Origin of the sequence: Variovorax sp. S12S4, assembly GCF_023195515.1 — a bacterium.
GTDB lineage: Bacteria > Pseudomonadota > Gammaproteobacteria > Burkholderiales > Burkholderiaceae_C > Variovorax.
The window spans coordinates 838,754-864,096 of the sequence record NZ_JALPKR020000002.1; the positions used below are offsets into that span (position 1 = coordinate 838,754).

The window sequence follows — 25,343 nt, forward strand, 5'->3', positions numbered from 1 at the left end:
GGGACGCGCCCGCGCGGCCTGTTCAGCTCTTCTCGAGATGCCGCCGCTGGTCGTACACCGGCTGCGGCGGCAGGTCGACAAGGTGCCGCGTGTCGGCCCAGTCGACGATCTCTATCGCGTCCGGCATGGCGGGGTCGGCAATGCGGATGCGGTTGAAGCCCGCATTGGGAATGTCGCTCTGCCGCGGCCCGCTGAGGCTGAGGCCGCGCGCGGTGCGCCACACCATGTCGAGCACGCCGCCGTGCGTGACGACCACCAGGCGTTGGCCACGGTAGGTGGCTGCAAGATTGCCCAGCGCCGCGACGATGCGCGTGTGGAATTCGCGTGCCGACTCGCCCTCCGGCATGGCGTGGTCCTCGCGGAACTGCAGCCACTCTTCCCATGCCCTGGGGTGCAGGGCTTGTATTTCGTCGGCCCGCATGCCTTCGACCACGCCGAAGTGCTGCTCGCGCAAACTCGCCGACGTGACTACCGGGAGCGACAGCTGCACCGACGCCGGCGCCGCGGTTTGCTGCGCACGAAGAAGGTCGCTGCTGACGATGTGCTGCGCCGTTTCACCCGCCATCCGCAAGCCCAGTCGGCGCGCCTGCTCGTGCCCCATGTCGTTGAGCGGCACATCGGCGTGCCCCTGAAAGCGCAGTTCGCGGTTCCAGGCCGTTTCGCCGTGGCGGATCAGGATGAGTTCGGTCGCGGAGTCGGGTGTGGGCGTTGGCATGGAACGCCCATTCTCCACCGCATGCGCGGCGCTCAGAGCCTCGGCGGCACCATCTGTTGCATGGCCGCCACCTGCATTGCGAACGGTGCCGTGCTCACGCGCGTGGGCGAGGGTGTGAGAAGCGAGAGCACCCAGGCGATCACCACGCCGCCGATGATGGCGCAAACCACCACCACCGCCGTGTATGCCAGCGACTTGTCCGGCGGGCACTTCATGAGCACCGGCAGGCCCACGTAGATCAGGTAGATGCCGTAGAGCGCGGCGAGCGCACCCAGAATCGAGAGCGACGGAATCAGGCTGAACACCCCGCCCAGGAAGCTCGCCGTGCTGGCATAGGCCGACAGCTTGAGCGCGCCGATCTGGCTCTTCGAGCCTTCGAATGTCGGTGCCAGCGCATCGATGATCAACGCCAGCACAAACACCATGACAAGCGAGAGCACGTAGCCGACCACCATGTTCACGAGCCCCGTGACCACAGGCACACGAAAGTTGACACCGAAGGCGCCGAAGCCGATGACCGACAGGCCGATGAAGCCCGCCACCGCCGGTATCAGCGCGAGGATCATTACGTAGTTCTTGTAGAGCGACGCGGTGTCCGCGGGCTCGGCGTCGATGGCGGGCCAGGTGGCCTTGGGCTTGAGCAGGATGTCCTGCACGCGTTGAACCAGGTTCATTTTCTTGTCCTCGGTATGAAGCGGAAACGCGCGAACCGCAGATCGCGCAGCAACGGAAAGTATGTCGATTCCGCCGCCGAATGGCTTCTGGCCAAGCAGCCTATGCCGTTACGCCGGAGGGCGCGATGACGCAAAATCCGCCGATGCCACACCTTGTCTTGCTGCCCGGCCTCGCCTGCGACGAGCGCCTGTGGGAAGCCCAGCTTCCCGTTCTTCCGGCCATGTTCGACGCCCGCGTGAGCGATGCCCACATGCGGCACGACACCATCGAAGACATGGCTGCGGCCGTGCTGCGCGAGAACCCCGGACCGCTGATACTGTGCGGCGCATCGATGGGCGGCATGGTCGCCATGGAGGCCGCGCGGCAGGCGCCCGGGCGCATTGCGGGGCTTGCGCTGCTGGGCACCAATGCCCGGCCCGAGTCGCCCGACATGTACGAGCTGCGCGAAAGCGCGATCGAGCTGTTCGAACGCGGTGAATTGCGCGACGTGATCGAGCCGAACGCCGTGTTTGCGTTTCACCCCACGCAGGCGGCCGATCAGGCGCTGGTCGAGCGCTACGTCGAGATCGTGCTGGATGCCGGTACGCAGCAGCTCATCAGCCAGAACCGCGCGGTGATGCGGCGCCCCGATGCGCGGACCCACCTGCCTTCTCTGCGCGCGCCGGTGCTGCTGGTCTGCGGCGACACGGACCGGCTGACGCCGCCCGACTGCACGCGCGAAATTGCGGCGCTGGTGCCGCATGCGGAAGTGGTGTGGCTGCCGCAGTGCGGACACATGCTGACCATGGAAAAGCCCGCGCTCGTCAATGCGGCGCTGCTCTCCTGGCTGGCTCAGTGGAGCTGACCGCCGGTTTCGGCAATGTCCTTTTCAACCGCCAGCGCAGTGGCCACCGCAATGTGCAGCGCCTCGACCATGGTGGCCAGCGACATGCTGGGCAGCCCCGGAAAGCGCGCCGCCTGCTCGGGCAGGTAGGGGATGTGAATGAACCCGCCGCGCAGCCCCGGCACCGGGTGCGTGGCCAAGCGGTGCATCAGGCCGTAGAAGATGTGGTTGCAGACGAACGTGCCTGCCGTGTTCGACACCGAAGCGGGCACGCCGGCCGCGCGCAGGTCGCGCACGATGGCCTTGATCGGCAGTGTCGAGAAATATGCCGCGGGCGCACCGCGCACCACCGGCATGTCGATCGGCTGCCGGCCCGCGTTGTCTGCAATGCGGCCGTCGTCGATGTTGATGGCCACGCGCTCGGGCGTGATTTCCGCGCGGCCGCCGGCCTGGCCGATGCACAGCACCAGCTGCGGCTGCAGTTCGTCCATGGCGCCCGCAAGCGCCTCGATGGCATCGCCGAAGACGCAGGGCATCTGGCGCGCATGCACGGTGGCGCGGCCGCACTGCCAGCCGTCCAGCGCGCGCACGGCCTCCCATGAAGGGTTGAGGGCTTCGCGGTCGAACGGATCGAAACCGGTCAGCAGGACGTTGGTTCGCTGCACCACGGCTTGGCAGTGCGTTCAGGCCGTCGCGCGCACCGCGATGCCTTCTTGCTGCAGGCGGTCGCGAATGCGGCGGGCGAAGGCCAACGCATGGGCACCGTCGCCGTGCAGGCACACGGTCTGGGCGTTGACCGGCACCGTGCTGCCGTCGATGGCAGTTACCTTGCGGTCGCGCACCAGCGAGAGCGTCTGGGCGAGCGACTGCTCTTCGTCTTCGATGAGCGCGCCGGGCTGGCTGCGCGGCACCAGGCTGCCGTCAGGCATGTAGCCGCGGTCGGCAAACACTTCTTCCACGGGCGTGAGGCCGGCGCGCCGTGCGGCGTCGATCATGCCGCTGCCTGCAAGGCCGAAGAACCTGAGCGATGGATCGAAGCGCCGCACCGCCTCGCACAGCGCGTCGGCAAGCTCGGGCTCCTTCACGGCCTGGTTGTAGAGCTGCCCGTGCGGCTTCACGTGCGAGAGCTTGCCGCCTTCGGCCTTGACGATCGCAGCGAGCGCGCCGACCTGGTAGAGCACGTTGGCCACGATCTCGTCGGGCGGCAGGTGCATGGTGCTTCGGCCGAAGTTCTCGCGGTCGGGAAAGCTGGGGTGGGCGCCGATGGCCACGCCGTGTTCGATGGCCCAGCGCACGCATTGCCGCATGGTCTTGGCATCGCCCGCGTGCCAGCCGCAGGCAATATTGGCCGAGCTCACGAGGCTGAGCAGCGCTTCGTCGCTGCCGGCGCCTTCGCCGAGGTCGGCATTCAGGTCGATTTGCATTTGGGTTGATTCCTTCTTCAGGCCGCCGGCACATCGATGCCGTACGCGCGCCCGCTGCTCGCACAGTCTATGCCGGTCTGCTCCAGCCCGCAGCCGCCAGCCCTTGCGCCACCTGCGCAAGATAGCGCTGCTGCCCGGCCCACGCCTCGAGCGCCGCCGCCATGTCGACCTGCACCAGCCGCAGCCTGCCGTCGAGTGGCGCCTGTGCGAGCTTCCACAGGTCGGCGCGAATCACCACGCCGATTCGCGGATAGCCGCCGGTGGTCTGCGCGTCGCCCATCAGGATGATCGGCTGGCCCGAGGGCGGCACCTGGATGGTGCCGGGAATGACGCCTGACGAGAGCATGTCGATGCTGCGCTTGCGCTTGAGTTCGGCGCCCGCAAGCCGGATTCCCATGCGGTTGCTCTGCGCGGTGATGCGCCAGCGCTCGCTCCAGAGCAGCGCATGCGACGCCGCGGTGAATTGCTCGAACTCGGGCCCCGGCAGCACGCGCAATTCGATGGCCGAATCGTCCTGCTCCGGTCCCCATTCGGGGCCGCGCAGCCCGAAGGGCCGCCGCGTGAGTCGAGCCGCATCGAGCGACGTCGCACCCAGTGCAAGCCGGTCGCCCTTGCGCAGTGCCCGCCCCTGGTGGCCGCCGAAGCCTGCCTTCAAGTCTGTGCTGCGCGAACCGAGCACCAGCGGCACATCGATACCGCCCGCAACCGCAAGCCAGCTGCGCAAGCCGGCCTTCTTTGCGCCGGGTGCATTCGCACCTGCGAGCTTGAGCGTTTGCCCCGCCTTGACGGGCACGCTCCAGCACGGCCAGAGGGGTGTGCCGTCGAGCCGGGCGGCGAAATCGTCGCCGGCCAACGCAATGCGCGTGTCGGTTTCGAAGCGGATCTCGCAGCCGCCCATGGTGAGTTCGAGCCCGGCTGCGCCGTCGGCATTGCCGACCAGCCGGTTCGCCAGCGTGAGCGCCAGCACGTCGAGCGCACCGCCGGGGCAAATGCCGACCTGCCGGTGCCCGTGGCGCCCAAGGTCTTGCACAGAGGCCAGCATGCCGGGTTTCTGGACCAGCATCATGTCTCTACGCTTTCGACGATAAAGCGCACGCGGTCGCCCGGGCGCAGCAAGGTGGGCGGTTCGGCCGCTGGGTCGAAAAGCTCCAGCGAAGTCCGGCCGATCAGCTGCCAGCCGCCCGGCGACACCAGCGGATAGATGCCGGTCTGCTCCCCACCGATGCCCACGGAGCGCGCAGGCACCGCCGTGCGCGGTTCGGCCCGGCGCGGCGTGGCGAGTTCGGGTGGCAGCCCGCCCATGAACGCGAAGCCGGGCAGAAAGCCGAGCAGGTAGACCACGTATTCGCCGCCACTGTGGCGCCGCACCACCTCGGCCGGCGTGAGCCCGGTGTGAGCCGCGACATCGGCAAGGTCCGGCCCGTGCTCGCCACCATAGGCCACCGGAATCTCCACCAGCCGGCCTTCGATGGCGGTAGCCAAAAGCCGCGGCCAGACTTCGTTGACCTGCGCCATCAACGCATCGATATCGATCGCCGTCGGATCGAAAGTCAGCGTGAGATTGTTCATGCCCGGCAGCACCTCGCCCACGCCGGGCCACTGCTGCACCTCGGCACCCAGGGCCCAGATCTGCTGTTGCTGCGCCAGCGTGGCGGGCGGCGCCAGTTCGCAAAGCAACGCCGCATCGCCCAGCGGATGCAGGCGGGGGACGGAAGTTGGCTGCTCATCTCAGCCCTTGCCGTCTATGCGAATGACAGCGTTGCATCTTCGTGGAACACCGCGGAACCGGCTTTGCCGGGCCGCTGGTGTTGCCCCCGGCGAGGGGGTTGGCGAAGCGACACGAAGTGCGCGAAGACTGGGGGAGGACCTATTCACGACCGAGGCTGCGCACCTTGGCGGCCAGATGCGTCTCCACATCGGGCGAAACGAACTTGTGGACCTCGCCGCCGAGCATTGCGATCTCGCGCACGAAGGTGCTCGATATGAACTGGTACTTGTCGCTGGGCGTCAGGAACACGGTTTCCACATCGGGCATCAGCGAACGGTTCATGCCCGCCAGCTGAAACTCGTAGTCGAAGTCGGTCACGGCGCGCAGGCCGCGCACCATGGCCTTGCCGCCGCGCGCCACCACAAAGTCGCGCAGCAGGCCCGAAAAGCTCTCGACCGTGACCTGGTCGCTGTAGGGCTTCACGGCTTCGCGCGCCATTTCCATGCGTTCTTGCAAGGTGAACAGCGCTTTCTTGTGGTGACCCGCCGCAACCGCGACGATGACCTTCGAAAAAAGCTGGGTTGCACGCCGCACCACGTCCTCGTGGCCGAGGGTGATGGGATCGAAAGTGCCGGGATAAACCGCGATCACGTTGCTGGCCATGGTTGCTTCTTCCTCATGCAGCCGGTGCGGCTTGTCCGGCGGATTATGCAGTCCCGTTTGCAACGTGCCGCAGCAGATGTGCATGCACGGCGCCCGCCTTTAAGTAACGAAAACCAACAAGACCGACGGCGGCAAGCTCCTCATTGGTCCAATGCTTCGGCGCTTCCAGGTAGATGGCGCCTCCGGCTTTCACGGCTCGTGCCGCGGCGCGCAGCGAAGGCTCGTAGAGGGCGGTGCTTTCGAAAGGCGGGTCGAGAAAGACGGCGTCCAGGCTGCCCGCGGCAACACGCTCGAGCGCCGTAAGTCCATTGCCGCGCTCGATGCGAACGGCCTCGGCCGAAAGCTTGGTCTTCGCGGCCTGCAACTGCGCCACCAGCGCGGCGTCCTGTTCGCACAGCAGCACGCTCGCGGCGCCGCGCGAAACGGCCTCCAGGCCCAGGGCGCCGGTGCCCGCGAATGCGTCGACGCAATGCCAGCCCGGCAATTCGCCGCCACCCGCCCCCGCGATGCTCGCAAGCCAGTTGAACAGCGTCTCCCGCACGCGGTCGGGCGTGGGGCGCAGGCCTGGCTTGTCGGCCACGGAAAGGCGGGTGCGCTTCCACTGGCCTCCGATGATGCGCACTTCGCTCGGCGGCGATTTCGATCGGGAAGGCGACTGCGATGACGGCGAGGCGGGGCGCTTGGCGGCTGTGGCTTTCTTCTGGGGCATGCGGCAAGCTTAACGCCGCCGCATGCGGCGCTAGATGCCGAGAAAGGCGCGCCGCGCAAGCAACGCCGCAAGCACGAGCATCGTGCCGCCAATCAGCGCGTCGAGCATCTGCCAGGCACGCGGACGCGCAAACACCGGCGCCAGCCACCGCGCACCAAAGCCCAGCGCCGAGAACCACAGCGCGCTTGCAAGCGCCGCCCCCGCGACGAACCACACCTTGAGCACACCGCCGTACTGCGCGCCGGTGCTGCCCACAAGCAGCACGGTGTCGAGGTAGACATGCGGGTTCAGCAACGTGAAGCCTGCCGCCTGCGCCAGCACGGCGGCGCGCGAGAGCGATGCGCCCTGGGCCGCCGCCTGCAGCGCACCCGGCTGACGCGAACGCCACAGTGCGCGCAACCCATAGGCCCCCAGGAACAGCGCGCCGAGCCCCGCAAGTGCCGTGGCCACGGCAGGCCGCCCTTGCAGCGCCTGCGCCATGCCGGCCACGCCGGCCGTGATCAGGATCGCGTCGCTCGCTGCGCAGAACAGCACCACGGCGCTCACATGCTCGCGCCGCAAACCCTGGCGAAGCACGTAAGCGTTTTGCGCGCCGATGGCGACGATGAGCACCAGGCTCATGAAGAGCCCGTTGGCGAAAGCGGTGGTGATTTGTTCGGTAACCATGGCGCCAAGCTTGCCGCCGCGGACCGATTAATTCAAACTAAACTTCCTAAGCCATGTTCAGTTTTTCTAATTCACCCCGACCATGCTCGACTACGCCGCCCTGAATGCCCTGGCCGCCGTGGTGCGCGAAGGCAGTTTCGAGCGCGCGGCCCGCGCTCTGAACGTCACGCCGTCGGCGGTTTCGCAGCGCGTGAAGCTGCTCGAGGAGCGCACGGGCGGTGCATTGCTGGTGCGCGGACAGCCTTGCGTGCCCACCGAAGCGGGCCAGCAGCTCTGCCGCCACTTCGAGCGCGTCGGCATGCTGGAGCACGAACTGCGCGACGCGTTGCCCGCCCTCGGCATGGCCGGCGCTGGCGGCAACGAGCGCGAACGTGTCACGGTGCGCGTGGCGGTCAACGCCGACAGCCTGGCCACCTGGTTCATGGCGGCCGCCGCGGCCTTTGCGAAGCAGGAAGAATCCGCTTTGCTCGATCTGACCGTGGACGACCAGGACCACACCGCCGAGCGCCTGCGCAGCGGGGCGGTGCTGGCCGCGGTCACGGCCCTGGCGCAGCCGGTGGCGGGCTGCAACAGCGAAGCGCTGGGCACGATGCACTACGTGGCGGCCGCGAGCCCCGAATTCATGCACCGGCATTTCACCAAGGGCGTGGGTGCTCGCACATTGGGCGACGCACCCAGCCTGGTGTTCGACCGCAAAGACCGGCTGCAGGCGCGCTGGGTGCGGCGCATCTGCCATCGCAGCATCGAGACGCCGCGCCATTGGCTGCCCTCGGCGCACGGCTTCCTTGAAGCTGCGTGCGCCGGCATGGGCTGGGGCATGCTCCCCGTCAGCATGGCGGTCGATGCGATGCGCACGGGCGCGCTGGTGGAGCTGGTGCCCGGCTCGGGGCTGCAGGTGCCGCTCTACTGGCAGCAAGCGCGCGCGGCGCCGCAGCTCCTCGAGCGCCTCCGGACGACGGTGCGCGCGGCCGCCAGCAGCGGCGCACACGCCCTGCGCTGACGAGCCCGAGCCCTGTGTTTGCTTATTTGCCGCCGACCACCACCGTCACCATGCGTTCGGGCTGCAGCTTGCGCGCAAAGGCGGCGCGAACCTCGGCCGCGGTCACTGCGTTCATGCGCGCGGTCCAGGTATCGAGATAGTCGAGCGGCAGGTCGTGCCACGCAATGTTGGCCACGTTGCCGATGAGCTTGCGGTTGCTGTCCATCAGGAGCGGGAAGCCGCCGATCAGGTTGTCCTTGGCGGCCTTGAGCTCGGCGGCGGTCGGGCCTTCGGCCACGAACTTGGCGAGCACTTCGCGGGATATCTTCACTGCCTCTTCGGCCTGGTCGGGCCGCGTCTGAAAGCCGATGCGGAATGCCCCGGCGTCCAGCCCCGGCGAAAAGCCGCTGTAGACGCTGTAGGCCAGGCCGCGCTTCTCGCGCACTTCGTTGGTGAGCCGCGAAACGAAGCCGCCGCCACCCAGCACGTAGTTGCCGAGCGTGAGTGCGAAGTGGTCCGGGTCCTTGCGCGGATAGCCGGGCTGGCCGATGAAGACGTGGGCCTGCGCCGATGCGAACGGAATGCGCTCGTCCTTGGGCGCCGAAAGCGCGGTCACCGGTGCAATGGCCGGCAGCGGCGTGCAGGCCTCGGGGCCGGGCAAGCGCGAGAGCAGCGCGGTGGCCATGGCTTCTGCTTCGGCGCGCGTCACGGCACCGACGATGCTGAGCTTGGCGCGGCACGGCACGATGAGCTGCTGGTAGCGCTGCCGCATGGCCGCCGTGTCGATGCGTGCCAGCGTGGCTTCGGTCACTTCCTGGCCATACGGGTGGCTGCCGTAGACGCTCTGTGCAAAGGCACGGCCCGCGATGGTCGCCGGCTTGGTGTTGGCCTCCTTCAGCGATGCATTGATGCGTTCGCGCTCGCGCTGCCACACGTCGTCGGGAAAGGCCGGCTCGCCGATCTCGCGCGATGCCAGCGCCACCACCTTGGTCAGCAGCGCCGGGTCGGACAAGGTACGCAGCGAGTAGCTGGCGCGATCGGTTCCGGCGCTGGCGTTGAACTCGGCGCCCAGGCCGGCCCAGGCTTCGCCCAGCGCGTTTTCATCGAGCGCGGGCTCGCCGTTCTTGCCGGCGCGCACGCCCTTTTCGACCATGGTCGCGGTCACGCTTGCCAGGCCGGCTTGCGCCACCGGATCGCGCCGGCTGCCGGCGTCGAAGTCGATCTGCACATCGACGATGGGTAGCGCCTGGGTCGACACCAGGTAGATCCTGGCGCCGCTCGCGAGCGTCCAGTGCTCGATGGGAAGCGCGGCGTGTGCAGCGCCCGCCAGGGCGGCAGCAATGGCGACCAGCGCGGGACGGAGGATTTTTTTCATGGCAATCATGGCTATCCGGCCCTTCAACGCATCTCGCCCGCGGGCGCTGCAAAGCCACGGCCGCGGGGCTTGGCTTCCGGCGGCAGCGGGCGCAAGGTGGCCACCGTGAGCTGGTCGTCTCCGAAGTATTTGGCGGCGACCGCCTGCACCTGCGCCGGGGTCACGGCCTGCAGCTTGGCGATGATGCGGGCGCTGGAGTCCAGCGGCAGCCCCTGCACCCAGTTGCTTCCGAGTTCGCGGGCCTGCGCCATCACCGAGTCGCGCTTGTAGGTTTCGCTGGCCACCCATTGCGTCTTGACGCGCGCGAGTTCGGCCTCGCCCACGCCTTCCTTCGCGATGCGCGCCACCTGGGCCCGCAGCGCCGCCTCGACCGCCTCGGCGGTTTTTCCGTTCGCCGGCACGCCCACCAGCGTGAACAGCTGCGGTCCACGGCCGGCCAGGCCCGAATAGGCACCGGCGGAATCGGCCACGCGATCGGGGCCCTGGGTCAGCGCACGATCAAGCCGCGCGCCGGTGTAGCCGTCGAGCACGGCCGACAGCACTTCGAGCGCCCACACGTCGCTGTCCGCATCGTCGATTTTTTCCAGCTGCGGAATGCGGAACGCGAGCGACACATAGGCCTGCTCCGCGGGTGCCTTGAACTCGATGCGGCGGATGCCGCGCTGCGCGGGCTCGATGCGCGGCTTGCGCGGGGGCACGGCGCGCGCGGGAATGCTGCCGTAATACTTCTCGGCCAGCGCGCGCACCTTGGCCACGTCCACATCGCCGACCACCACCACGGCGGCGTTGGCGGGCACGTACCAGCGCCGGAAGAACTCGCGTGCGTCGTCGGGCGTCATCGCATCGAGGTCGCTCATCCAGCCGACCACGGGGCGCTGGTAGGGTGAGGCCGTGAACACCGCGGCGCTCTGCTGTTCGCCCAGCAATGCGCGCGGCTGGTCTTCGGTGCGCATGCGGCGCTCTTCCTTGACCACTTCGATCTCGCGCTTGAACTCGTCGTCGGACCACTGGTTATTGGCAAAGCGATCCGATTCGAGCTTCATGACCTGCTCGAGGCTGGCCACCGGAATCTGCTGGTAATAGCCGGTGAAGTCGCGCGAGGTGAACGCGTTTTCCTGGCCGCCCAGGGCCGCCACGCGGCGCGAGAACTCGCCCGGCTTGATGGTCTTGGTGCCCTTGAACATCATGTGCTCGAGCACGTGGGCCACGCCCGAGGTGCCGTCGACCTCGTCGACGGAGCCCACGCGCACCCAGACCATCTGCACCGCGGTGGGTGCGCGCCTGTCGGGCAGCACCAGCAGCGTCATGCCGTTGGCAAGGGTGAACTGCTGGGGCGCGGGTGCCGCGGCGGCAGCGGCCGGTGAAACGGGAGTGGAAGAACCGGCAGAGGCGGCAGAAGCCGGTGTGGGCTGGGCCGGTACAGGCGCGGCCCATAGCGCGGAAAGCGCCATTGCCAGCACCGCACCAGACGCAGCACGGCGTGGCGAGGGGTGTTTCATAGAATGGGTCGGATTGTAAAAAGCTCCCGATGTTCAGTTTCTTCAAGAAAAAACCACCCGCCGAAGCTCCGGCCGCACCGGCGCTCGCCCCGGCCGCTGAAGCGGCACCGGCACCCGAGCCCGCCCTCGCGCGCTCGGTGTTCTCGCCATCGAGCTGGTTCGGCTCCAAGCCTGCTGCAGAGGAGACCACGCCTGCACCGGCGATTGCACCCGCGCCATCGCCTTCGCCCGCTCCCTCCCCGCGCCTGCACCTGCCGCGCCGCCCGCCGTCGCACCTCCTCCTCCCTCGGTGCCCGTCGCCGCTCCACCCGCGGCGCCAATGCCTGCACCGGCGCCGGTTCCGGCGCCTGCCCCTGCCCCCGTCGAGCCTCCCGCGCCGCTGCCCGTGCCCGCCGCCGAAACGGCGATGGCCGCCGAGCGCAAGGGCTGGTTCGACAAGCTGAAAACCGGCCTGCGCAAGACCGGCACCGGCATCCAGGCGGTGTTCGTCAACGCGCAGATCGACGAGGCGCTTTACGAAGAGCTCGAATCGGCGCTGCTGATGGCCGACGCCGGCGTGAAGGCGACCGAGTTCCTGCTCGACGACCTGCGCGGGCGCGTCAAGCGCCAGATGGCCACCGACGCCACGCAGGTGAAGAAGCTGCTGGCCGATGCCATTGCCGACCTGCTCCGGCCGCTCGAGAAGCCGCTGGTCATCGGCCAGTTCTCGCCGACGGTCATCATGGTGGCCGGCGTCAACGGCGCGGGCAAGACCACATCCATCGGCAAGCTCACCAAGCACCTGGCCAACGAAGGCGCCTCGGTGCTGCTTGCAGCGGCCGACACCTTCCGGGCGGCGGCGCGCGAGCAGCTGCTGGTCTGGGCCGACCGCAACACGGTCGAGATCGTGAGCCAGGAAGGGGGCGACCCCTCCGCCGTGAGCTTCGACGCGGTGACGGCCGGCAAGGCCCGCGGCAAGGACGTGGTGCTGGTCGACACAGCGGGCCGGCTGCCGACGCAGCTGCACCTGATGGACGAGCTCAAGAAGATCAAGCGCGTGGTCGCCAAGGCCGACGCCACGGCCCCGCACGAAGTGCTGCTGGTGATCGACGGCAACACCGGGCAGAACGCCCTGGCGCAGGTCAGGGCCTTCGACGAGACCCTGGGCCTCACCGGCCTGGTGGTGACCAAGCTCGACGGCACTGCCAAGGGCGGCGTGCTCTGCGCCATTGCGCGCGAGCGGCCGATTCCGGTTTATTTCATCGGCGTGGGCGAGAAGCTGGAAGACCTCGAGACCTTCAACGCACGCGAGTTCGCGCAGGCGCTGCTGGGCTGAAGTGCGGCCAGCAGCGCCCGCTGCCGCTCAGAAGGCGCTTGGAAGCCGCTTAGAAGCCGAACAGCGAGCGGGTATCGCAGAGAAAACCGGTGCAGTTGGCCGGCCGGATGTAGAGCGTCCTGATCTGGCCGCTCGGCAGCCCGTAGTCGCCCACCAGCGCATTGCCCTTGGCGCCCTCGGCGTTCGCCTGCACGATGTAGTCCGCGCTGTTGCCCGCGGGTTGCAGGTTCAGGTAGCTGAACGTGGCCGACTGCGACAGGTCTTTCTCGTAAAGCAGCCTGATGCCATCCGAAAAGACATAGCCCGTCTTGAACCGGAAGCCGCGGGCGCCCTGGGACTCGAGCTGCGCCAGGAAATCGGCGTCGCTGCCGGGCTGGCCCAGCGCCTCGTAGCCATAGGTTGCACTGCCTTGCGAGTCCTTCTGGTACACCAGCACCGTGGTTCCGCCGACCATGTAGGCGCCGGCGACACTGAAGTAACCGTTGCCGCCCTGGGCGTTGACCTGTGCCAGATAGCCGGCACTGTCGCCCGGCGCCGTCAGCACGGCATAGGTGTAGGTCGACGAGGAGTTGTTGTCCTTGCGATAGAGCGTGCGCGTCTCGCCGCCTATCACGTAGGGACCGCCCCACTTGAAGCCTCGGGCACCCTGGGCATTGAGCTGGTCCTGCAAGTCGGCCGCGGAGCCTGCGACCGGCATCAACTCGAAGGCGTAGGAGGTTTCGGCGTCCTTCACATAGGCCTCGACAACCTCTGCGCTGTAGGGGCTCATCGAAATGGTGAAGGCGAAGCCGCCGAAAAAGCGGAACGACCTCGCGCCCTGTGCATTCAGCCGGGTGAGAAACGCCGATGGATCGGCGGCGGGGGCCAAGGCCTCGTACATGAAAGTGCGCGTGGCGGGAACCGGGGCTGGAGCGGGCGGCGGTGGGGCGGGCGGCGGCGGCGCGGGAGGAGCGGGTGCGGGCGCCGGTACCACCGGCAAGCCGGCGAAGCCACCGCCGCCGCCACCACCTCCTCCACCGCAGGCCGCCAGAGTTGCAGCGAGTGCCGATATCAATAGTTTTGCGTGCATGAAATCACTCCCTGAGAGCATTGATGTGTGAGACCGCGCAAAGGTAAAGCGCGCCTCACCCGCACACCAGTGCCAAAGGTCATGTCGCGCCGGTGGGCGCGAGTTCGCTCAGGGTTCGAAACAGCTTGCCGGCGTCGACCGGCTTGAACAGCACGGCCACGCCCGACGCCCGGACGCGCTGCAAGCGTTCGGGCGCGGTTTCGCCGGTGACCAGCAGCAGCGGCATGTCGGTACCCGGGCGCCGGCGAAGGCGCTGGCCGGCGTCGAGCCCGTCATTGCCCTCGGCCAGGCGGTAGTCGCACACCAGCAGATCGAAGGGCCGAGCCTCGCCTTCCGCCCGCGCAAGGGCTTTTTCCGCCTGCGCCTCGTCGGCCACGGCCTCCACCTCGATGGACCAGGAGCGCAGCAACTCGCCCATGGCCTCCCGGATTTCCGCCTCGTCGTCGACCAGCAGCACGCGCTCGGGCAGTGCCTGAGCCCCTGCGGCGCGCTGCCGGTGAGCCTCGGCGCCCTGAAGGGTGGAGGCCGCCAGCGGCGCGGCGGCGGGCAGCACCACGCGGAAGTGGGTGCCCCGCCCCGGGCGCGAGTGCACCTGCAGCGGATGGTCCAGCAGGCGCGACAGGCGCTGCACGATCGACAGGCCGATACCCAGCCCCTGCGACCGGTCCCGGCCCGGGTTGCCGACCTGGTAGAACTCTTCGAAGATGCGGCCGATCTGCTCGGGCGCGATGCCGACGCCGGTGTCGCGCACTTCGATCCATACGGCATCGCCGCGCGCCCGCGCCCTCACGGTCACGCCGCCGCTCACCGTGTACTTGAGCGCGTTGTCGATCAGGTTGGAGAGCATGCGGTGCAGCAGTTGCGGATCGCTGCGCACCCACAATCCGCTCGCGCGCACGCGCAGCTGCAGTTCCTTCTGTTCGGCCTGCGGCGAAAACATGTGGTTGAGCGGCAGGAACAAGGCGTCGAGCTGCACTGCCCGGATCTCCGGCGTGACCACACCCGCATCGAGCCGCGAAACATCGAGCATGGTGTCGAGCGAGGTGCCCAGTGCGTTCACCGCGCGCATCAGGCGCTCCGCATGAGCACCTTCGGGACGGCCGCGCAATTCGTTTTCGAGCGCGGCACCGAACAGCGCAATGGCATGCAGCGGCTGCCGCAGGTCATGGCTGGCGCTGGCAAGGAAGCGGGTCTTTTCTTCGCTGGCACGCTCGGTGGCGGCGATCTGCTCCTCCAACCGCACGGCCAGTGCCTCCTTTTCGAAGCGCAGGGCCAGCGAATCCGCCAGCAGCTGGTGTTCCTGCACGCCCACGCGCAGCATCAGGACGAGATAGATCGCGGCAAAGGCCGCGAGAAAGAGATGGATGGAATCCCCCTGCCATGCGAGCGCGACGATCAGCCCGCCCATCATCGGCAGCGTGTGGCCGAACAGCGCCGCCTTCAACGGCCGGAGCGACTGCACGGCGCGGGCGCAATTGCCCATCATCACGACCATCAGCGCGGCGGTGACAGGCAGGTTGCCGGCGGGCACGAAGATCCATGGCGCGAGCGCATCGGCAAACCCGAGCAGCGTCACGATGCGGGTGATCTTGCGGGCCCACCAGGCGCTTTCCGCCGCCGGCACCGACGGGTTCCATCGCGGCGTGAAATACATGCCCAGGTACAGCGCCAGGTGCAGCACGACGAACGGCAGCACCATGGGGTCGCCCAGCTGCAGGTACATGAACCCGCCGAGCACCAGAACGAAAACCAGGCGAGCCAGGAACGTCGCCTTGTAGTTGAAATACACCGACGCCACGTGCTCGCGCAGCACCCGCTGGCTCAGCGGTGTGTCGGCGGCCATGTGCGGCGGGCTCAACGCAGGCTGCTGATCAATTGCGCACGCGAACGCACGCCGAACAGCAGCAGGATGGTCGATACATGGTTTTTCACCGTGCCTTCGCTAAGGTTCGCTATCTGGGCGATTTCCTTGTTCGCCTTGCCTTCGAGCACCCACTGCAGCACCTGCATCTGGCGCGGGGTGAGCTCCTGCCAGGCGCTGGCCTGGGCCGTTTCGGCGTAGCCGCCGAGCGTCTTCATGGCGGGAGGAGGCGCTATTGGCCCTGCACCAGCGTCGAGCAGGCCGCAGGCGCGGATAAAGCCCACCACCTCTTTCAGATCCGCCGACTTGGGGAGGAAGGCGCTCGCACCCAGCGCCACCGCACCTTGGGCCAGGGAGGTGTTGCCCGTGCCAGAAAGCACGACGATGCGGGCCGCCGGGTAGCGCAGGCGAAATTCAGCCAGGCCGCTGAGGCCATGGGTGTCGGGCAGCGCCAGGTCCAGCAGCACCAGGCCAATGGCGTCCCGATGCTCTTCGTAGAGCGCCAGCGCATCGGCCACTTTGCCCGCCTCGAACACCTCGATGCTGGCGCCGGAAGAAGCGGCCTGTGCCTGAACCAGCGCGCGCACGCCGAGCCGCAGCAGATCGTGGTCGTCCACCACCAGGATGGCGGTGGGCGGGCGGGCGGGGACGGGTTCCGCGATCAAAGGCGTCGGAGGGGATGAAGATTCGAGCGGAAGAGCCACGCGGCCGATCTTAGCGACGGCCCGAACGCGCAACAGTGCCCTAAGTCATGGCCCACGGTTCAGGGCGTTGCGAAGGGTTCGCTACTTTTTTGATAGCACTTGCCATCGCTTGGCCGCGGAGGCACCATGGAGGTACCTCGCCGTACCGAGCGACGCTTTGGAGACAAACATGATGCACACCGCCGATGCCCCTGCCGCGGCGGGCGACCGCAAGGTCGACCGGCTGCTTGCCCACTATGGCGAAAGCCATCGCCACCCCACCAACGAGACGATTCACTTCGTCGCGATCCCGGCCATCATGCTGAGCATCGTCGGCCTGCTGTATGCGCTGCATCCCTGGGTGGCGTACGGCTTCGTGGCGGCGAGCCTGGTCTACTACGCCACCCTGCGGTCGGCCGCCTTCCTGATCACCATGCTGGCGGGAACGGCCCTGGTGCTGGCGGCGGTCCAGGCCATGGGCGTCCTTGTGCTGCCGATTTCCGCCGCCATCTTTGTAGTGGCATGGATCTTCCAGTTCGTCGGCCACAAGATCGAAGGCAGGAAACCTTCGTTCTTCGAAGACATCCAATACCTCTGGGTGGGGCCGCTGTTCGTACTCTCGAGGCTTTTTTTGCGCCTGGGTATCCGCTGGTAAGCCCCAGGTCGGACGCCACCTCGGACCGCACCGCCCTCCTGCCGACAGCTTTGGCTATCGCCCCGATAGAAACTTAGGGGGGAACCCTTGGCTTAGCACTCCCTCTAATCGAGTGCTAATATGCCCAATACAAAGGAGTTTCCCCTGATGACCACGCTGTCTGGAGCCTCTGCCAACCAGCTCGCCGTCGCCAATCCATGGTCGATGGTGCCGCCGCTGGGCAACCTGGATGCTTATATTTCGGCCGCCAACCGCCTGCCGATGCTCACGCTCGAAGAAGAGCAGGGCTTCGCACGCCGTTTGCGCGACCACAACGACCTCGAAGCGGCCGGTGCGCTGATCCTCTCGCACCTGCGCCTCGTGGTGTCCATTTCGCGCCAATACCTGGGTTACGGCCTGCCGCACGGCGACCTGATCCAAGAGGGCAACGTCGGCCTCATGAAGGCCGTGAAGCGTTTCGACCCCGACCAGGGCGTGCGGCTCGTGAGCTACGCCATGCACTGGATCAAGGCGGAGATTCACGAGTACATCCTGAAGAACTGGCGCATGGTCAAGGTCGCGACGACCAAGGCCCAGCGCAAGCTGTTCTTCAACCTGCGCTCGATGAAGCAGGGCTTCAAGGCCGACTCGGCCGCGGCCGACAACGGCACGCACCGCGACACGCTGAGCCCCGACGAGGTGTCGCAAATGGCGACCCGGCTCAACGTCAAGCCCGAAGAAGTGCTCGAAATGGAAACCCGCCTGTCGGGCGGCGACGTGCTGCTCGACCCGGGTCCGTCGGACGACGGCGATGAAGCCTTCGGCCCGATCGCCTACCTGGCCGACGCCACGCAGGAACCGACCGCCCTGCTCGAATCGCAGCAGCGCGACCGGCTCTCGAGCGACGGCATTGCCACCGCGCTCGAGGCGCTGGACGAACGCAGCCGCCGCATCGTGGAAGAGCGCTGGCTCAAGGTCAACGACGACGGTTCGGGCGGCATGACGCTGCACGACCTGGCAGCGGTGTACGGCGTGAGCGCCGAGCGCATTCGCCAGATCGAAGTCGCGGCGATGAAGAAGATGAAGAAGGCGCTGGCCGACTACGCGTAAGCCTCGTTCGGCTCTTCGCTACTAAAAAAAGCCCGGCCATGCCGGGCTTTTTCATTCACGCCTGCTTAGAAAGCGTTCGCAGCGCGCGCTTGGCGATGTACCGCGTTGCCGGCGTGTCCGACTCATCGATCCAGCGCATGCAAAGCCGGTCGACCCACTCCGGCTGGGTCTTGCTCGCGTCGTTGAGCCAGTTGGCCACCGAGTTCTGCACATAGCGGCTGGGGTCGACGCGCAGCGGCTCGATGAGCGGCAGCGCGCGCCAGGGCTCGGCCTTGAGCGCCTCGATCTGCGCGCACCACACGCCGCGCGGGCGCGTGAGCTCGCTGGCAAAGCGGCGGATGTTCGGGTCGGCATCGGCTGCCCAGGGCTGCAGCAGCGCCAGCGACTCGTCGAGCGAGGCAATGACCGCTTCGCGCACCGCCATCCAGGCGATTTCGCGCACGCCGAAGTGCGGATCGGCGGCAAACCGGCGCACCGCCTGCAACTGCGCCGCCAGCGGCAACCCGGAAAGCGCCACCCACTGCGCGGCCCAGCAGCGCGCCACGTCGCTGGCGTGCGTGGCCAGCCGGTGCGCGACGGCATCGCGCTCGGCATGCAGCGCCGCCAGGTCGTAGAGCGCACGCGCAATGTGGCCGTGCCGCTGCATCGGCTTGAAGGCGCCGAGCATGGCGAGCGTGTCGGCCAGCCGCTCGTTCGCCGGATCCAGGCCGATATGGCCCGCCACGCTGCGCGCCAACTGCGGCAGCTCCAACGCCAGGAATTCGTTGAGATTGACCGTCTCGAGCAACCCGTCGTTCAGTGCGCGCAGCACTTCGGGCGGAATGAGCGCGATGCGGAACGCGCCCTTGCGCGTCTTCAGGTGATCGACCGGGGCGTAGGCAACGGCAGCGTCCATCGGCCGATTCAATGCCTGGTCAGGCGTTGAGCAGCGCCTTCACGTCGGACACCATCGGCGCCACGCCGGTGCCGTAGCGTGCGTAGAGGCGCACGCGGCCTTCGGTGTCGTAGACGAAGCTGGCCGCCGAATGGTCCATCGAGTAGCTGGTCGGGGTCTTGCCCTCGACCTTCTTGTAGTAGACCTTGAAGTCCTTGGCGACCGCGGCGAGCTGCTCGGGCGTGGGAATCAGCGCGACGAAGGCCGGGTCGAACGCGCCCATGTAGGCCTTGAGCACTTCGGGCGTGTCGCGCGCCGGATCGACTGTGACGAACACCACCTGCAGCTTGTCGGCGTCGCTGCCGAGCTGCTGCTTGACCTGGGCCATTTCAGTCATGGTGGTCGGGCACACATCGGGGCACTGTGCGTAGCCGAAGAACAGAACCACCACCTTGCCCTTGAAGTCGGCCATGGTGCGGACCTTGCCGTCGGCGTCTTTCAGCGAAAAGTCCTTGGCGTAATCAGCGCCGGTGATGTCCACCGCGTTGAAGCTCGGCTTGGGTTCGCTGCAGGCCGAAAGCCCCAGGCCGAGGGTGGCGGCAGCACCCGCCCACCCTGCACTGCCGACGATCAACTTGAGAGCATTTCGCTTGTTCATGGATACGGACATTTCGATCAGCGGAGATAGTGGTCGACGAGCAATGCCGCGAACAGCACGCTCAGGTGAATGAGCGAAAACCGGAAGGTCTTGCGCGCCAGCGTGTCGGAGTAGTTGCGCCAGAGCGCAAAGGCATAGCCTGTGAAGCCGATGCTCACGCCCACCGCCACGGCCAGGTAGAGCCAGCCGCTCATGCCGTAGATGAAAGGCATGAGGCAGGCCGCGAACAATATGAAGGTGTACAGCAGCACCTGCAGCCGCGTGAACTCGTTGCCGTGCGTCACGGGCAGCATCGGCAGGCCGGCCTTGCGGTAGTCCTCGACACGGTAGAGCGCCAGCGCCCAGAAATGAGGCGGCGTCCACAGGAAGATGATGAGGAACAGGATGAGCGCCTCTGGGCCGACCTCGCCGGTCATGGCGGCCCAGCCCAGCACCGGCGGCATCGCGCCCGAGGCGCCGCCGATCACGATGTTCTGCGGCGTCAGCGGCTTGAGGATCACGGTGTAGATGACCGCGTAGCCGACGAAGGTCGCAAAGGTCAGCCACATGGTGAGCGGGTTGACCTTGAACCACAGCAGCGCCGAGCCGGCCACGCACAGCAGCGCGGAGAAAACCAGGGCCTGCAGGTCGCTGAGCTGTCCGCGCGCGGTGGGCCGCCACGCGGTGCGCTTCATCTTGGCGTCGATGCCCTTCTCGACCAGGCAGTTGAACGCCGCCGCCGCACCCGCGACGAGCCAGATGCCGGCGCAAGCCAGCAGGGCGCGCTGCACGTCGGGCCATGTCGGGGCACCGGGCACGGCCAGCACCATGCCGATGAGGGCGCAGAAAACGATCAGCTGCACCACGCGCGGCTTGGTCAGCGCATAGAACTGGCGCAGCACATTGGCGGTGCTCGCCTGTTCCACGGAAATCGGCGTGCTCACGCGGTAGCCCCCCTCTGGTTGTCTTGCAGGGCGCCGGGCGCCTTGTCCTTGTTGTGTACGGTGGCGGCCACGGTCCCGCGGCGGCTTTCGCAGATTGCCCAGGTCAGCACCACCGCCAGCGCAGCGGCGCCGCCCGTGTGCAGCACGGCGGCGGCGAGCGGCCAGCCGAGCAGCACGTTGCCCAGGCCGGTGGCAAGCTGCAGCAGGGCCAGGCCCGCGAGCCATCCGGCTTGCGGCCGCAGCGGCTCGATGCGGCGCAAGCGCCACGCGAGCACCCCCAGCGCGGCAAACACCGCGTAGGCCATCAGCCGGTGCGCATAGTGAATGGCCGTGAGCGCCGAGAAATCGAGCGGCGCGCCGCTGCCGGTCACGCCAAGGTGGCGCCAGATTTCGAAACCTTGCGCAAAGTTCATCGGCGGCCACCAGCTGCCCTGGCAGGTCGGAAACTGGGTACACGCCAGCACAGCGTAGTTGGTGCTGACCCAGCCGCCGAGCGCAATCTGCAGCAGGAGCAATGCAGAAGTGGCAAGCAACCCGTTGCGCAATGCGGGCGATACGGCAGTGGGCAGCCGGTCCGCAGCGGCCTGCCGGTAGCGCACGGCCTGGATGCACAGCAGCACCAGCAGCACCACGGCGCCCAGCAGGTGAAGCGTGACGATCGCGGGAAAGAGCTTCCAGGTCACGGTGAGGGCGCCGAATGCGCCCTGCAGGCAGACCCAGACCAACGTTACCGCCGGCCACCATGCGCTGAGGGTGGCGTGTTCGCCCTCCGCCGGCACGGGCAGGCGGCGCTGGCGCCGCCTCACGACCCAGGTGGCGCCTGCGAGCACGAGGATGAGCACGCCCACCCCGGTGGCGAGGTAGCGGTGGACCATTTCGACCCATGCCTTGCTGTGCGTGACCGGGCCGGTCGGCTGGGCCGACTGCGCCATTGCAATTTCGTGGCGCGCACCGACGGGGCTCGCGTTGCCGTAGCAGCCGGGCCAGTCAGGGCAGCCCAGGCCCGAATCGGTGAGCCGAGTGAAGGCGCCGAAGAGCGTGAGGTCGAAGGTGAGAAACAGCGTGAGCACGGTGAGCGCGTGCAGCCGGCGCGCCGGACCGGCGCCGGCATTGCGGCGCCACACCCACACCAGCGGGCCGAGCGCGATCAGCACGCCGGCCGCCATCAGCCAGGCGATCGGTGTGAGGTCGTAGAGCGAGCCGGTGTCCATGTGGTGTCAGCGGCCGGGCTCGTCCCAGGAGGCGGAAGCGCGCAGCAGGCGGTCGAGGTCGCGCTTGGCGCGGCTGGCACCCTTGGCATCCATGCCGGCCGGAAAACGCATCATCCAGTTGCCCATGGGATCGACCACGTACAGGTGCTCGGCCAGGGAATGGCCTTGAACCGGCGCAAACCACTGGGCAAGCTGCTCGGCAGGCACGCGCAGCACGGTGGCGCCGCGCAGGCCGTTCTCCAGGCGCGCGGGCACGGGGGCCGCGTCGCTCACGAGCCAGACGCGGTCGAGCCGGTCTTTTTCGCGGCCCAGGCTTTCGCGCAATTGGCGCTGCAGGTAGAGCTGTTGCTCGCACAGCGCATTGCAGGCCGCGTCGGCCACCGCAACCAGCAGCCACTGCCCCTTGAGCGTGGCAACGTCGACCGGCGCGCCGTTGCGGTCGGTGGCGGTGAGCGCCGGCAGCACGCGCTGCGGATCGATGAGCTCGCCATAGACGCTGCGGCCTTCGGGCCGGATCACGTAGTAGGTGAAGTAGGACGCGATGACGGGCGCGGCGCACATCAGCATCACGGCAATCATCTTCCAGCGCCCGACGACCGTGCGGCGGCCCTCGGCGCCGTCGAGTGCCTGGTTGGGCGACGGCATCGAGTGCACCGTCAGGCCCAGGGGTTCGTCAGAGGCTGCTTGCATCGTGTGTGCGGCGCCTGGAGCGGCGGAAGGGGGCAATGAATTGGAACCAGACATAGAGGATGACCACGAGGGCTGAGAGCCCGAACCACTGGAATGCATAGCCGTAGTGCTTCTCCAGACCCAGTGCGGGGGCCGGCCAGTCGCGCTGCAACCCCTCGGAAGCGGGGCCGACCTGCTGCAGCGACACGTCGGTGCGCAGCGGCAGCTTGGTTTCGGCGCGGAACGCTTCCAGGTCGAGATTCTGCCGGATGGGCGAAGACCCCTCGCCTTCCGGTGCCGAGGCGGCGGCCGCCGGCTTGCCGAGTTCGAACAAGTGGCCGGGCGGAGGCTCGATCAGGCCGGTGACTTCGACAATGCCCACCGGCGTCTCGACCGCGCCCAGTTGCGTGCGGTCATTGAAATTGCGCTGCACCCAGCCGCGCTGCACCATCACGGCCTGGTCGCTGCCTTCGAGGGCGAACGGGGTCAGCACATAGAAACCGGGCACGCCGTGCATCTGCCGGTTGTCCAGGTAGACCGTCTGCGGCGTCAGCCAAAGGCCGCGCAGCCGCACGGGCCTATGAAGCGCGCCGGCCGGCGCTTCCAGTGCGAGAAATTCGGCCTGGCTGAGCGGCGGCTTCTGCTTCTGGGCTTCGATCTCGGCCTGCAGCGCCTCCTTCTGCGCTGCGCGCGAGAGCTGCCACCGGCCCAGCGACACCGTCGCGGCCAAGGTCAGCACGGCAGCCAACGTAACCAGCAGGAAACGGCCTCGCCTCGGCACCCTGGCGGCGGGTTGCAGGGGTTCCGGCGTCACTGGAAGGGATGAGGCGCGCGGCCGATAATCGGGGTCATGAAATACTTCGTCGCCCTGGCTTTCGTGGGCATCTTCGCGAGCCTTGCCTTTGCGCTCTTCTACATGCTGAAAGACGGGCGCAACGGGCGCGCCAAAAGCGGCGGCATGGCGCGCGCGCTCACCTTTCGGATCGGCATCTCCGTGGTTTTGTTCCTCTGCATGCTGCTCGCCTGGAAACTCGGGTACATCCAGCCCACCGGGCTCCCGCTCGGCAAGTAGATGGTGCTCGTTCCACGAGAACCATGAAAAAGGCGCCTTTCGGCGCCTTTTTGTTTGTATGCCGCGGGTTTCGCTCAAAGCCAGTAGACCAGCACGTAAAGGCCAAGCCACACCACGTCGACGAAGTGCCAGTACCAGGCCGCGCCTTCGAAGCCGAAGTGACGCTCCGGCGTGAAGTGGCCCTTTTGCAGGCGCAGCGTAATGAACAGCAGCATCAGCATGCCGATGAACACGTGCAGGCCGTGGAAGCCGGTCAGCATGAAGAAGGTCGAGCCGTAGGCACCCGAGCTGAGCTTGAGGTTCAGGTCGGTGTACAGGTGGAAGTATTCGTAGCCCTGAACGCCCAGGAAGACCACGCCGAGCAGCACGGTGAGCCACATGAAGCGGATGCACTGGGCGCGATGGTCGGCGCGCAGCGCATGGTGCGCAATGGTGAGCGTGACGCCCGAGCTCAGCAGGAGCGCGGTGTTGATCGTGGGCAGCCAGAACGGGCCGACGGTCTGGAAGGGCTCGACGATGTCGGCCGGCGAACCGGTGGCACCAGCGGCAATGCTGGGCCACACGGCCTTGAAGTCGGGCCAGAGCAGCGCGTTGTCCAGGCTGCCGAGCGCCGGCAGCGCGTGGGTGCGGGCCCACCACAGCGCGGTGAAGAAGGCGCCGAAGAACATCACTTCGGAGAAGATGAACCAGCTCATGCTCCAGCGGTACGAGAGATCGATCTTGTGGCCGTACTGGCCGCTTTCGCTCTCGCCGATGGCGGCGCGGAACCACACGAACAACGTGGCAAGCCACACGACCATGCCGAGCAGCAGCGACCACGCGCCCCACTGGTGGCCGTTGATCCACTGGCCGGCGCCAAGAATCACGAAGAACAGGCCGATCGAGGCCATGACCGGGTAGGCCGATGGCCCGGGCACAAAGTAGTAGGGCGTGGTGCCGTGGGTGGTTGAACTCATATCAGCTCCTGGCTTTCTTTCTTCTCTCGATTCGATTCGATGGGGTCTGGATGTCGTGGGCCCAGCGGCGTGTGTTCAGGGCGCAACCACGTAGCGCACGAGCAGCACAAGGCCGACGATGAAAACAATGACCGCGGCAAATGCCACCGCGATGATGTGCAGCGGGTTCAGCTTGGCCAGGTCGTCCTGGTAGGCGCTTTTCTTTCGCACCCCGAAGAACGACCAGCAGACGGCCTTCACCGTGTCCCACAGCGTGGCCTTGCGCGGCGAATTCGGGTCGGCGGTCACGAGCGGGGCTCATGGGCGGCATTGGAAACAGCGGCGACCGGCGCCGCCGGCGTCTTGCCGCCGACTTCGAAGAAGGTGTACGACAGCGTGATCGTCTTCACGTCCTTGGAGATCTTCGGATCGATCACGAACGCGACCGGCCACTCCTTCTTCTCGCCGGGGTCGAGGGTGTACTGGTTGAAGCAGAAACACTCGAGCTTGTTGAAGTACGGCGCGGCCTGCTGCGGCGCATAGCTCGGGATGGCCTGCGCCGCCATGCGGCGGTTCTGCACGTTCTGGAACTCGTACACCACCGTGTTGAGCTGGCCGGGGTGCACCTGCATCGTCCGAGCAGCGGGCTTGAAGTCCCAGAGGCCGCCGCGAACGTTGGAGTCGAACTCGACCGTGATGGTGCGGCTGGTGTCGACCTGGGAGTTGTCGGGAACGCGCACGTTCTTGCCGCCGCTTGCGCCACCCGGCACTTCGAGCTCGTTGAGCGCGAGGATGTTGATGCCGGTCATTTCGCAGATGGCACGGTAGAGCGGCACCAGCGCATAGCCGAACGCGAACATGCCGCAGGCCACCACGGCCAGCTTGCCGACCATGCGGACATTGGCGCGCTTGATGCGTTGACCGAGGCTCATGCGTGCGGCTCCGTTCGCTTCAGCGTCCGCTGAACCAGATCATGCGGACCAGGAATCCGAGAAAGAACATCACGGCGATGGAGGCCAGCGTGAGCCCCATGCGTCGGTTGTTCTTTCTTTGTTCGGGCGTGGTCATTGTCGTCATGCGGGCCGGCGGCCGT

At 67.4% G+C, this 25,343-nt stretch carries 30 protein-coding genes; 6 read left to right on the forward strand and 24 right to left on the reverse strand.

Annotated elements, in window-relative coordinates:
• Nucleotides 1-22: 22 nt before the first annotated feature.
• Entirely contained in the window at nt 23-715 is a 693-nt protein-coding gene (locus M0765_RS04430) for a histidine phosphatase family protein (protein ID WP_258502238.1), read from the reverse strand.
• 32 nt (nt 716-747) lie between these two features.
• Nucleotides 748-1,389, reverse strand: coding sequence for a Yip1 family protein (locus M0765_RS04435; protein WP_258502239.1), 642 nt, complete (start codon nt 1,387-1,389; stop codon nt 748-750).
• A gap of 143 nt (nt 1,390-1,532) precedes the next feature.
• On the opposite strand from M0765_RS04435, the gene M0765_RS04440 reads away from it, so the two are divergent.
• Nucleotides 1,533-2,234 carry an alpha/beta fold hydrolase gene (locus tag M0765_RS04440; RefSeq protein ID WP_258502240.1) on the forward strand — a complete coding sequence of 234 codons (702 nt, stop codon included), beginning with the start codon at nt 1,533-1,535 and terminating at the stop codon, nt 2,232-2,234.
• On the opposite strand, the gene pcp is transcribed toward M0765_RS04440, so the two are convergent.
• The 7 genes from pcp to M0765_RS04475 all read right to left on the reverse strand — a co-directional run bounded on the left by pcp (nt 2,222) and on the right by M0765_RS04475 (nt 7,383).
• A complete protein-coding gene (gene pcp / locus M0765_RS04445; protein ID WP_258502241.1) occupies nt 2,222-2,881 on the reverse strand; it encodes a pyroglutamyl-peptidase I in 660 nt (219 codons plus the stop codon). The two genes, M0765_RS04440 and pcp, sit on opposite strands and share 13 nt — an antisense overlap.
• Nucleotides 2,882-2,896: 15 nt before the next feature.
• Entirely contained in the window at nt 2,897-3,637 is a 741-nt protein-coding gene (gene pxpA, locus M0765_RS04450; protein WP_258502242.1) for a 5-oxoprolinase subunit PxpA, read from the reverse strand.
• Between the two features lie 67 nt (nt 3,638-3,704).
• Nucleotides 3,705-4,703 carry a 5-oxoprolinase subunit C family protein gene (locus M0765_RS04455; RefSeq protein WP_258502243.1) on the reverse strand — a complete coding sequence of 333 codons (999 nt, stop codon included), beginning with the start codon at nt 4,701-4,703 and terminating at the stop codon, nt 3,705-3,707.
• A complete protein-coding gene (pxpB, locus tag M0765_RS04460; protein WP_446751536.1) occupies nt 4,700-5,314 on the reverse strand; it encodes a 5-oxoprolinase subunit PxpB in 615 nt (204 codons plus the stop codon). Before pxpB ends, M0765_RS04455 begins: the two co-directional genes overlap by 4 nt.
• A gap of 190 nt (nt 5,315-5,504) precedes the next feature.
• Nucleotides 5,505-6,008, reverse strand: coding sequence for a pantetheine-phosphate adenylyltransferase (gene coaD, locus M0765_RS04465; protein WP_258502244.1), 504 nt, complete (start codon nt 6,006-6,008; stop codon nt 5,505-5,507).
• Between the two features lie 43 nt (nt 6,009-6,051).
• Nucleotides 6,052-6,717 (reverse strand): RsmD family RNA methyltransferase, encoded by a 666-nt coding sequence (locus M0765_RS04470; RefSeq protein WP_258502245.1) that lies wholly within the window; start codon nt 6,715-6,717, stop codon nt 6,052-6,054.
• 30 nt (nt 6,718-6,747) lie between these two features.
• Nucleotides 6,748-7,383: a LysE/ArgO family amino acid transporter gene (locus M0765_RS04475; protein ID WP_258502246.1), complete on the reverse strand. Its 636-nt coding sequence runs from the start codon at nt 7,381-7,383 to the stop codon at nt 6,748-6,750.
• 82 nt (nt 7,384-7,465) lie between these two features.
• On the opposite strand from M0765_RS04475, the gene M0765_RS04480 reads away from it, so the two are divergent.
• Nucleotides 7,466-8,383 carry a LysR family transcriptional regulator ArgP gene (locus tag M0765_RS04480; RefSeq protein ID WP_258502248.1) on the forward strand — a complete coding sequence of 306 codons (918 nt, stop codon included), beginning with the start codon at nt 7,466-7,468 and terminating at the stop codon, nt 8,381-8,383.
• A gap of 22 nt (nt 8,384-8,405) precedes the next feature.
• Here M0765_RS04480 and M0765_RS04485 read toward each other — a convergent pair whose 3' ends face one another.
• On the reverse strand, nt 8,406-9,746 hold the full coding sequence (locus M0765_RS04485) for a M16 family metallopeptidase (RefSeq protein ID WP_258502250.1): 1,341 nt from the start codon (nt 9,744-9,746) through the stop codon (nt 8,406-8,408).
• Between the two features lie 14 nt (nt 9,747-9,760).
• A complete protein-coding gene (locus tag M0765_RS04490) occupies nt 9,761-11,236 on the reverse strand; it encodes a M16 family metallopeptidase (RefSeq protein ID WP_258502252.1) in 1,476 nt (491 codons plus the stop codon).
• Between the two features lie 406 nt (nt 11,237-11,642).
• Between M0765_RS04490 and ftsY the strand changes: the two genes are divergently transcribed.
• Nucleotides 11,643-12,551: a signal recognition particle-docking protein FtsY gene (gene ftsY / locus M0765_RS04500; protein WP_446751591.1), complete on the forward strand. Its 909-nt coding sequence runs from the start codon at nt 11,643-11,645 to the stop codon at nt 12,549-12,551.
• 49 nt (nt 12,552-12,600) lie between these two features.
• On the opposite strand, the gene M0765_RS04505 is transcribed toward ftsY, so the two are convergent.
• From M0765_RS04505 to M0765_RS04515, 3 genes are all read right to left on the reverse strand, one after another.
• Nucleotides 12,601-13,620 carry a hypothetical protein gene (locus tag M0765_RS04505; RefSeq protein WP_258502255.1) on the reverse strand — a complete coding sequence of 340 codons (1,020 nt, stop codon included), beginning with the start codon at nt 13,618-13,620 and terminating at the stop codon, nt 12,601-12,603.
• A 79-nt stretch (nt 13,621-13,699) separates the two neighbouring features.
• Entirely contained in the window at nt 13,700-15,463 is a 1,764-nt protein-coding gene (locus M0765_RS04510) for an ATP-binding response regulator (protein ID WP_258502256.1), read from the reverse strand.
• A gap of 11 nt (nt 15,464-15,474) precedes the next feature.
• Nucleotides 15,475-16,146: a LuxR C-terminal-related transcriptional regulator gene (locus M0765_RS04515; protein WP_258502258.1), complete on the reverse strand. Its 672-nt coding sequence runs from the start codon at nt 16,144-16,146 to the stop codon at nt 15,475-15,477.
• Nucleotides 16,147-16,354: 208 nt separating this feature from the next.
• On the opposite strand from M0765_RS04515, the gene M0765_RS04520 reads away from it, so the two are divergent.
• Both M0765_RS04520 and rpoH read left to right on the forward strand, forming a co-directional pair.
• Nucleotides 16,355-16,819, forward strand: coding sequence for an Mpo1 family 2-hydroxy fatty acid dioxygenase (locus M0765_RS04520; RefSeq protein ID WP_258502259.1), 465 nt, complete (start codon nt 16,355-16,357; stop codon nt 16,817-16,819).
• 147 nt (nt 16,820-16,966) lie between these two features.
• Entirely contained in the window at nt 16,967-17,908 is a 942-nt protein-coding gene (gene rpoH, locus M0765_RS04525) for an RNA polymerase sigma factor RpoH (RefSeq protein ID WP_018906715.1), read from the forward strand.
• A gap of 55 nt (nt 17,909-17,963) precedes the next feature.
• Here rpoH and M0765_RS04530 read toward each other — a convergent pair whose 3' ends face one another.
• Genes M0765_RS04530 through M0765_RS04555 form a run of 6 tightly spaced genes read right to left on the reverse strand, consistent with a single transcriptional unit; the run spans nt 17,964 to nt 23,057 of the window.
• Complete coding sequence (locus M0765_RS04530; protein WP_258502260.1) at nt 17,964-18,803, reverse strand: DNA alkylation repair protein; 840 nt, start codon at nt 18,801-18,803, stop codon at nt 17,964-17,966.
• A 19-nt stretch (nt 18,804-18,822) separates the two neighbouring features.
• On the reverse strand, nt 18,823-19,440 hold the full coding sequence (locus tag M0765_RS04535; protein ID WP_258502262.1) for an SCO family protein: 618 nt from the start codon (nt 19,438-19,440) through the stop codon (nt 18,823-18,825).
• A gap of 17 nt (nt 19,441-19,457) precedes the next feature.
• Nucleotides 19,458-20,363: a heme o synthase gene (gene cyoE / locus M0765_RS04540; RefSeq protein WP_258502264.1), complete on the reverse strand. Its 906-nt coding sequence runs from the start codon at nt 20,361-20,363 to the stop codon at nt 19,458-19,460.
• On the reverse strand, nt 20,360-21,574 hold the full coding sequence (locus tag M0765_RS04545) for a COX15/CtaA family protein (RefSeq protein WP_258502266.1): 1,215 nt from the start codon (nt 21,572-21,574) through the stop codon (nt 20,360-20,362). Before M0765_RS04545 ends, cyoE begins: the two co-directional genes overlap by 4 nt.
• A gap of 6 nt (nt 21,575-21,580) precedes the next feature.
• Nucleotides 21,581-22,264 carry an SCO family protein gene (locus M0765_RS04550; RefSeq protein WP_126747065.1) on the reverse strand — a complete coding sequence of 228 codons (684 nt, stop codon included), beginning with the start codon at nt 22,262-22,264 and terminating at the stop codon, nt 21,581-21,583.
• Nucleotides 22,248-23,057 carry an SURF1 family protein gene (locus M0765_RS04555; protein WP_258502268.1) on the reverse strand — a complete coding sequence of 270 codons (810 nt, stop codon included), beginning with the start codon at nt 23,055-23,057 and terminating at the stop codon, nt 22,248-22,250. Before M0765_RS04555 ends, M0765_RS04550 begins: the two co-directional genes overlap by 17 nt.
• Nucleotides 23,058-23,093: 36 nt before the next feature.
• Between M0765_RS04555 and M0765_RS04560 the strand changes: the two genes are divergently transcribed.
• Nucleotides 23,094-23,315: a twin transmembrane helix small protein gene (locus M0765_RS04560; RefSeq protein ID WP_258502269.1), complete on the forward strand. Its 222-nt coding sequence runs from the start codon at nt 23,094-23,096 to the stop codon at nt 23,313-23,315.
• A 74-nt stretch (nt 23,316-23,389) separates the two neighbouring features.
• Here M0765_RS04560 and M0765_RS04565 read toward each other — a convergent pair whose 3' ends face one another.
• The 4 genes from M0765_RS04565 to M0765_RS04580 all read right to left on the reverse strand — a co-directional run bounded on the left by M0765_RS04565 (nt 23,390) and on the right by M0765_RS04580 (nt 25,327).
• Nucleotides 23,390-24,271 carry a cytochrome c oxidase subunit 3 gene (locus M0765_RS04565; RefSeq protein WP_126747068.1) on the reverse strand — a complete coding sequence of 294 codons (882 nt, stop codon included), beginning with the start codon at nt 24,269-24,271 and terminating at the stop codon, nt 23,390-23,392.
• A gap of 75 nt (nt 24,272-24,346) precedes the next feature.
• Nucleotides 24,347-24,559, reverse strand: a complete 213-nt coding sequence (locus M0765_RS04570; RefSeq protein WP_157615735.1) for a DUF2970 domain-containing protein — start codon at nt 24,557-24,559, stop codon at nt 24,347-24,349.
• Nucleotides 24,556-25,182 (reverse strand): cytochrome c oxidase assembly protein, encoded by a 627-nt coding sequence (locus M0765_RS04575; RefSeq protein WP_258502270.1) that lies wholly within the window; start codon nt 25,180-25,182, stop codon nt 24,556-24,558. The genes M0765_RS04570 and M0765_RS04575 overlap by 4 nt, the downstream gene beginning before the upstream one ends.
• Nucleotides 25,183-25,201: 19 nt before the next feature.
• Nucleotides 25,202-25,327 carry a cytochrome oxidase small assembly protein gene (locus tag M0765_RS04580; RefSeq protein WP_431769288.1) on the reverse strand — a complete coding sequence of 42 codons (126 nt, stop codon included), beginning with the start codon at nt 25,325-25,327 and terminating at the stop codon, nt 25,202-25,204.
• Nucleotides 25,328-25,343: the final 16 nt, after the last annotated feature.

What these genes read in the sequence shown, in the direction of transcription:
- M0765_RS04455 (WP_258502243.1), bottom strand. Translation starts at nt 4,703, where the DNA reads ATGATGCTGGTCCAGAAACCCGGCATGCTGGCCTCTGTGCAAGACCTT.
- M0765_RS04520 (WP_258502259.1), top strand. Translation starts at nt 16,355, where the DNA reads ATGATGCACACCGCCGATGCCCCTGCCGCGGCGGGCGACCGCAAGGTC.
- M0765_RS04530 (WP_258502260.1), bottom strand. Translation starts at nt 18,803, where the DNA reads ATGGACGCTGCCGTTGCCTACGCCCCGGTCGATCACCTGAAGACGCGC.
- M0765_RS04575 (WP_258502270.1), bottom strand. Translation starts at nt 25,182, where the DNA reads ATGAGCCTCGGTCAACGCATCAAGCGCGCCAATGTCCGCATGGTCGGC.
- M0765_RS04440 (WP_258502240.1), top strand. Translation starts at nt 1,533, where the DNA reads ATGCCACACCTTGTCTTGCTGCCCGGCCTCGCCTGCGACGAGCGCCTG.
- M0765_RS04485 (WP_258502250.1), bottom strand. Translation starts at nt 9,746, where the DNA reads ATGATTGCCATGAAAAAAATCCTCCGTCCCGCGCTGGTCGCCATTGCT.
- M0765_RS04550 (WP_126747065.1), bottom strand. Translation starts at nt 22,264, where the DNA reads ATGCAAGCAGCCTCTGACGAACCCCTGGGCCTGACGGTGCACTCGATG.
- pxpA (WP_258502242.1), bottom strand. Translation starts at nt 3,637, where the DNA reads ATGCAAATCGACCTGAATGCCGACCTCGGCGAAGGCGCCGGCAGCGAC.
- M0765_RS04565 (WP_126747068.1), bottom strand. Translation starts at nt 24,271, where the DNA reads ATGAGTTCAACCACCCACGGCACCACGCCCTACTACTTTGTGCCCGGG.
- ftsY (WP_446751591.1), top strand. Translation starts at nt 11,643, where the DNA reads ATGGCCGCCGAGCGCAAGGGCTGGTTCGACAAGCTGAAAACCGGCCTG.
- M0765_RS04470 (WP_258502245.1), bottom strand. Translation starts at nt 6,717, where the DNA reads ATGCCCCAGAAGAAAGCCACAGCCGCCAAGCGCCCCGCCTCGCCGTCA.
- M0765_RS04430 (WP_258502238.1), bottom strand. Translation starts at nt 715, where the DNA reads ATGCCAACGCCCACACCCGACTCCGCGACCGAACTCATCCTGATCCGC.
- M0765_RS04505 (WP_258502255.1), bottom strand. Translation starts at nt 13,620, where the DNA reads ATGCACGCAAAACTATTGATATCGGCACTCGCTGCAACTCTGGCGGCC.
- M0765_RS04480 (WP_258502248.1), top strand. Translation starts at nt 7,466, where the DNA reads ATGCTCGACTACGCCGCCCTGAATGCCCTGGCCGCCGTGGTGCGCGAA.
- coaD (WP_258502244.1), bottom strand. Translation starts at nt 6,008, where the DNA reads ATGGCCAGCAACGTGATCGCGGTTTATCCCGGCACTTTCGATCCCATC.
- M0765_RS04580 (WP_431769288.1), bottom strand. Translation starts at nt 25,327, where the DNA reads ATGACGACAATGACCACGCCCGAACAAAGAAAGAACAACCGACGCATG.
- M0765_RS04560 (WP_258502269.1), top strand. Translation starts at nt 23,094, where the DNA reads ATGAAATACTTCGTCGCCCTGGCTTTCGTGGGCATCTTCGCGAGCCTT.
- M0765_RS04435 (WP_258502239.1), bottom strand. Translation starts at nt 1,389, where the DNA reads ATGAACCTGGTTCAACGCGTGCAGGACATCCTGCTCAAGCCCAAGGCC.
- M0765_RS04510 (WP_258502256.1), bottom strand. Translation starts at nt 15,463, where the DNA reads ATGGCCGCCGACACACCGCTGAGCCAGCGGGTGCTGCGCGAGCACGTG.
- M0765_RS04545 (WP_258502266.1), bottom strand. Translation starts at nt 21,574, where the DNA reads ATGGACACCGGCTCGCTCTACGACCTCACACCGATCGCCTGGCTGATG.
- M0765_RS04490 (WP_258502252.1), bottom strand. Translation starts at nt 11,236, where the DNA reads ATGAAACACCCCTCGCCACGCCGTGCTGCGTCTGGTGCGGTGCTGGCA.
- M0765_RS04535 (WP_258502262.1), bottom strand. Translation starts at nt 19,440, where the DNA reads ATGAACAAGCGAAATGCTCTCAAGTTGATCGTCGGCAGTGCAGGGTGG.
- rpoH (WP_018906715.1), top strand. Translation starts at nt 16,967, where the DNA reads ATGACCACGCTGTCTGGAGCCTCTGCCAACCAGCTCGCCGTCGCCAAT.
- M0765_RS04475 (WP_258502246.1), bottom strand. Translation starts at nt 7,383, where the DNA reads ATGGTTACCGAACAAATCACCACCGCTTTCGCCAACGGGCTCTTCATG.